The 6,000-nt window shown below is 31.3% G+C and carries 3 protein-coding genes; all 3 read left to right on the top strand.

Translation table 11 applies throughout. The features are described 5' to 3' along the window. A partial coding sequence (locus tag CHB63_RS15080) for a gliding motility-associated C-terminal domain-containing protein (protein WP_141107322.1) occupies nt 1-3,044 on the top strand: 3,044 nt, incomplete at its 5' end. A 39-nt stretch (nt 3,045-3,083) separates the two neighbouring features. Then, entirely contained in the window at nt 3,084-4,019 is a 936-nt protein-coding gene (locus tag CHB63_RS15075) for a PorP/SprF family type IX secretion system membrane protein (protein WP_089379300.1), read from the top strand. A 13-nt stretch (nt 4,020-4,032) separates the two neighbouring features. After that, nucleotides 4,033-5,934, top strand: coding sequence for an OmpA family protein (locus tag CHB63_RS15070; protein WP_089379320.1), 1,902 nt, complete (start codon nt 4,033-4,035; stop codon nt 5,932-5,934). Nucleotides 5,935-6,000 lie beyond the last annotated feature (66 nt).

Genomic DNA, 6,000 nt, shown 5'->3' with positions numbered 1-6,000 from the left:
CTTCAACAACTCCTTTAAACGATACAGATTCATTAATAAATGGTGAAGATTATTGGGCTGAACAAACCGATGCAAATGGTTGTTCAAGTGCCAATCGATTGGTGGTAACAGCTACAATTATTTCAAGTCAGTCTAAAACAGAAGTAACTCAATCATTTTGTGCAAATGATCCATCTAATTCTCCACTAATTTCTGATTTAACAGCTCCTGAAGAAGGCCTGATTTGGTATAACAACGAGACTTCAACAACACCTTTAAATCCTGATGAAATTTTAATTAATGGAGAAGATTATTGGGCAACGCTAACTGATCTGTCAGGTTGTGTAGGTGGTTCAAAATTTGTGGTTACAGTTACTTTCACTTCGCCTTTGCCACCAACAACAACTGAAGCAATTCAAACATTTTGCCAAATTGACAATCCAACTGTAGCTAATTTAAATGCAACTGGTGATAATATTATTTGGTATGCTACTGAAACTTCAACAACACCAATAGGTACTGATGAAGATTTAATTAATGGAGAAGATTATTGGGCAACACAAACTAACGATTCTGGTTGTGAAAGTTCAGAAAGATTAGTTGTAACGGCTTCAATTATTTCAACTCCACCTCCAACAACTACTGAAGTAAATCAAACATATTGTGAAATTGACAATCCTACTGTAGAAAATTTAGATGTAACTGGTAATGCGATTGTTTGGTATGAATCTGAAACCTCAACCATTCCTTTAAATATTGATGAAGCTTTAGTTAATGGTGAAGATTATTGGGCTACACAAACTAACGATTCTGGTTGTGAAAGTTCAGAAAGATTAGTTATAAACACTACTATTATTTCATCTCAATCAAACACAGAAGTTACTCAATCATTTTGTACAAATGATTTTACATCTAATTCTCCGCTAGTTTCAGATTTAATTGCTCCGGAAGATGGCTTACTTTGGTATGACTCTGACACTTCTGCAACACCATTAGATCCAAATGAAAATTTAATTAATGGAGAGGATTATTGGACAACACTATCTGAAAATTCTGGTTGTAACGGTGCTTCGAAATTTGTGGTAACAGCATCAATTATTATACCTTTACCTCCAACAACCACAGAAACAAATCAAACTTTTTGTGAAGTTAACAACCCAACAGTGGCTAATTTAAACGTAACTGGAAATGATATTATTTGGTATGATTCGGAGATTTCAACAACACCCTTAAACCCTTCAGATGTTTTAATAAATAATGAAGATTACTGGGCAGAACAAACCGAAGATTCAGGATGTAAAAGCGCATCAAGGCTAATGGTAACAGCAACTATCGTTATTTCTACACCACCAACTACTACAGAATCCAGTCAAACTTTTTGTGAAGTTGACAGTCCAACAGTAACTAATTTAAATGCAACTGGTGATAATATTGTTTGGTACGCTACTGAAACTTCAACAACACCGCTAGGTACTGATGAAAATTTAATTAATGGTGAAGATTATTGGGCAACACAAACAGTTGATTCAGGGTGTGAAAGTTCAGCAAGATTAGTGGTAACAGCCTTTATTAATTCAACTTCGCCCCCAACTATTATTGAAGCGAATCAATCTTTTTGTGAAATTGACAATCCAACTATAGCTAATTTAAATGCAATTGGTAATGCAATAACTTGGTATGAATCTGAAACGTCAACAACACCATTAAACGTTAATGTTATTTTAATAAACGGTGCCAATTATTGGGCTACACAAACAAACGCTACCGGTTGTGAAAGTGCAACAAGAATAGTGGTAAATACTGCTATTATTTCAAGTCCACCCCCAACTACTACTATAGCGAATCAAACTTTTTGTGAAATTGACAATCCTACTATAGCTGATTTAACAATTACTGGAAATGAAATAATTTGGTATGATTCAGAAACGTCAACAGCACCATTAAATGTGGATGCTATTTTAATAAATGGTGAAGATTATTGGGCTACACAAACAGAAGCTTCTGGTTGTGAAAGCGTTTCCAGACTTGAAATTAATGCAATTATTAGTAATCTGGCAATAGCAACAACTACGCAAATAAATCAGACTTTCTGTAGTATGGATAACCCAACAATTGCCAGTTTACAAGTAAGTGGAGATTCAATTTTATGGTTTGACACAGAAACTTCAACAACACCTTTAAACGAAACTGACGCATTAATAGATGGAGAGGATTATTGGGCTTTAAATTATGACCAAACTACAGGCTGCGAAAGTAATTCAAAACTAATGATTACTGCTACAATTCTTGAGGTTCAATCACCTACAATAGAAAACACTTTTCAAGTTTTTTGCGCATCTAGTTTTCCAAAAATTTCAGACTTACAAGCCAATGAAAATATTGTTTGGTATGCGACCGAAACAGAAACTAATCCTTTAAAATCAACCGATTTATTAATTAATGGAGCAAACTATTGGGCAGCTCAATCTGATTCCAATAGCTGTGAAAGTGCTACAAGAGTGGTTGTGAACGTTACATTAACGGATGCCGGAACTCCTTTATTAAATTCAATAGGAAATGAATTTTGCTCAAATTTCAATCCAACATTAGCTGATTTAAACGAAAATGTATCTCCTTTAAATGGAGGAATAATTACTTGGTATGATTCATACCCAAATGGCAACGAATTAAGTCTAACAGAGTTTTTAAATGATAGTGAAACATATTACGCTATAGAGAGTGATAGTGATGGATGTTCTAGTGCAAATCCTCTTGCTGTAACGGTTGATTTAAATGCATGTGAGCAATATGACATCTCAATTTATGATGGATTTTCACCAAATGGTAATGGCATAAATGATACATTTAAAATAGGGAATCTAAGAGAACTCTATCCCGATTTTAAGGTTGAATTTTATAATCGTTGGGGTAATTTAGTTTACACTTCAAATATTTCTAAACCAGATTGGAACGGTAGATTAAATGGTAACGATAAATTAGTAACCGCAGGTGTATATTATTTTATTATTTACTTTAATAAAGATGATAAAAAACCAATTCAGCGAAGATTGTATTTAAGTCGCTAAACAAAATTTAAAAATGAATTTTCTTTTAATAAATATAAAATGAGAAAAATAATTTTACAGATTATTACACTTTTAGTATCTGTTTCCATATGGTCTCAACAAGATACTCAGTATACTCAATATATGTACAATATGAGTGTAATAAACCCTGCATATACAACCAATAATATGGGAATTGTTAATGTAGGAGGATTGCATAGAACTCAATGGGTTGGAGTGGTTGGGTCTCCAAAATCTTCAAATTTATTTGTTCATACTCCAATTAATGATAAAATTGAAGTCGGTTTTTCTTTAATCAACGATAATATAGGTGATATTGTTAAAGAAAATAATCTCTTTGCCGATTTTGCATATAAATTAGATCTAGAAGAATATGGAAATTTATCATTTGGTATAAAAACAGGTATTACTTTTTTTGATGTTAATTTCAATGATTTTGTACTAGAATCAGGTGATGTATTTTCAGATGCGGATTTTGCGGAAAACATAAACCAATCTTTTTTTAATATGGGTGCCGGTGTTTATTTCAACACTGATGATTATTATATTGGTTTTTCAATACCAAATATTTTTAAAGCGAAACATTTGGACAGAAATAACGGTAAATATCAAGGTATCGAACAACCTCACGTTTTTTTAACAGGTGGGTATGTTTATCAAATTAATGAGCTTTTTAAATTAAAGCCTGCATTTATGGCTAAAGGTGTAAAAGGAGCTCCTTTAGCAATTGATTTAACAGCAAATGTTTTATATGATAACAGATTAGAATTTGGAATTGGTTACAGGTTTAGCGATTCTTTTACAGGATTGTTTAATATTAGAGCTACACCTGAATTACGAATTGGTTACGCATATGACCATACAATTTCAAATCTAGGACCATTCAGTTCCGGATCTCATGAATTATTTGTTCTATATGATTTTGATATTTTAAATATTAATAAAGGCTTTGATAAATCGCCAAGATTCTTTTAAAAACGGTTTCAAAATGAAAAAAACACTATCTACCTTATTTATAGTCTTCTTTTTTACACAGCTTATGGTTGCGCAAAATTTAAAACGTGCAAACCATTTATTTGAAAAAAGAGCATATTTAGATGCTGCAGAACTATTTTTAAATGAAGAAATTAAATCGCAACAGGTGTATGAAAAATTAGGTGATTGCTATTACTTCAATACAAAAATGAAAGATGCTTCTAATTGGTACAAAATTTTAATTCAAAAATTTGAAATTACAGTTGATGCAACCTATTTTTTTAAATACTCACAAGCTTTAAAAGGAATTAATGATTTTAAAGAAGCCGACAAATGGTCAAAAAAATACTATGAAAAAAAACAAATTTCTCCTAAAAGTAATTTGGAAACATTGTCTTTTATTGATTCTTTAAACACGCAAATAGACAGACCATATCTTGTGCATCATTTAGTAAATGCAAACACTACTAACTCAGATTTTGGAACATCTTTCTTTGGAAACAAAGTAGTTTTTGCATCAACTAGAAATATCGGAGAAACCTATGACTGGAACAAACAACCATATTTAGATTTGTATCAAGCCGAACAAACTGAAAGTGGTGATTTCTCTAATATTTCAGTATTTTCAAATTCAATAAACTCTAAAACACACGAATCCAATGCGGTTTTTACCAAAGATGGTAAAACCATGTATTTTACAAGAAATAATTTTATTGAAGGAAAAAAAATTAGAGATAAAAATAAAGTTACTCATTTAAAAATATTTAAAGCTCAGTTAATCGATAGTCGCTGGACAAATATTACCGAACTTCCTTTTAACAGCAACAATTATTCAGTTGAACATCCAGCACTAAGTCCTGATGAAAAACAACTATTTTTCTCTTCAGATATGCCAGAAAGCATTGGGTCTTTCGATTTATTTGTAGTTAATATTAATGAAGATGGCACTTACGGAACACCCAAAAATTTAGGTTCAAAAATAAATACCGAACAAAGAGAACAATTTCCTTTTATTAGCATTGAAAACAACCTTTATTTTGCTTCAGATGGGCACTTTGGATTAGGTGGGTTAGATATTTTTAAAAGTGAGTATTTAAACGGAAACTTTTCTACTCCAATAAATTTAAGCGATAAAATTAACAGTAATTTAGACGATTTCGCATTTATAATTGATGAGGAAAAAGAAACCGGCTACTTTTCCTCTAATCGTTTAGGTGGTATTGGAGATGATGATATTTATAGGTTTACCCAACTGAAAAAATATTACGTTCAGGGATTGGTTAAAAACAAAAATACTGATGAATTATTACCGGGTTCTTTAGTTACTTTATTTGATAATAATAGAAATACAATTTCAGATATGATTGTTGGTGAAGACGCTGTATATTCTTTTGAAATTTCAAACAATGAAAACTATAAAATCCGTGGAACAAGAAGATTATTCAGTCCTTATGATGTAGAGTTTTCTACAGATAATGAGGGAAATATTAATAAAAATATTTTATTAATATTAGAATCTTATGAAGACGCTGAAAAGAAAATTGTTGAAGAAAATGGAAAAATTCAAATTAAAATCAACCCAATTTATTTTGATTTCAATAAATGGAATATCCGCACTGATGCAGCTGTAGAATTAGAAAATATTGTGACTGTAATGAAAAAATATCCAGATATGGTTATTGAAATTGGAGCTCATACAGATTGCCGTGGCCCAGAGGAATACAACTTGAATCTATCTCACAAACGTGCTAAATCGGTTCGAGAATATTTAGTAAGTCAAGGAATACCAAATGATAATGTCAAATCCGTTGGTTATGGAGAAATGCAACCATTAAATCATTGTATAAAAGAAGGTATCTGTAAAGAAGAAGAATATGATATCAATAGGCGATGCGAATTTGTTATTCTCTATTAATATTTAACTTTTAAGCCGCTTTTTTTAAGCGGCTTTTTTATGCCTATTTACTTAATTAAAGTTAAA

Origin of the sequence: Lutibacter flavus (assembly GCF_900188355.1) — a bacterium.
Taxonomy (GTDB): domain Bacteria; phylum Bacteroidota; class Bacteroidia; order Flavobacteriales; family Flavobacteriaceae; genus Lutibacter; species Lutibacter flavus.
The sequence above is the reverse complement of the archived record's forward strand: the minus strand, read 5'-3'. Positions and strand labels throughout refer to the sequence as shown.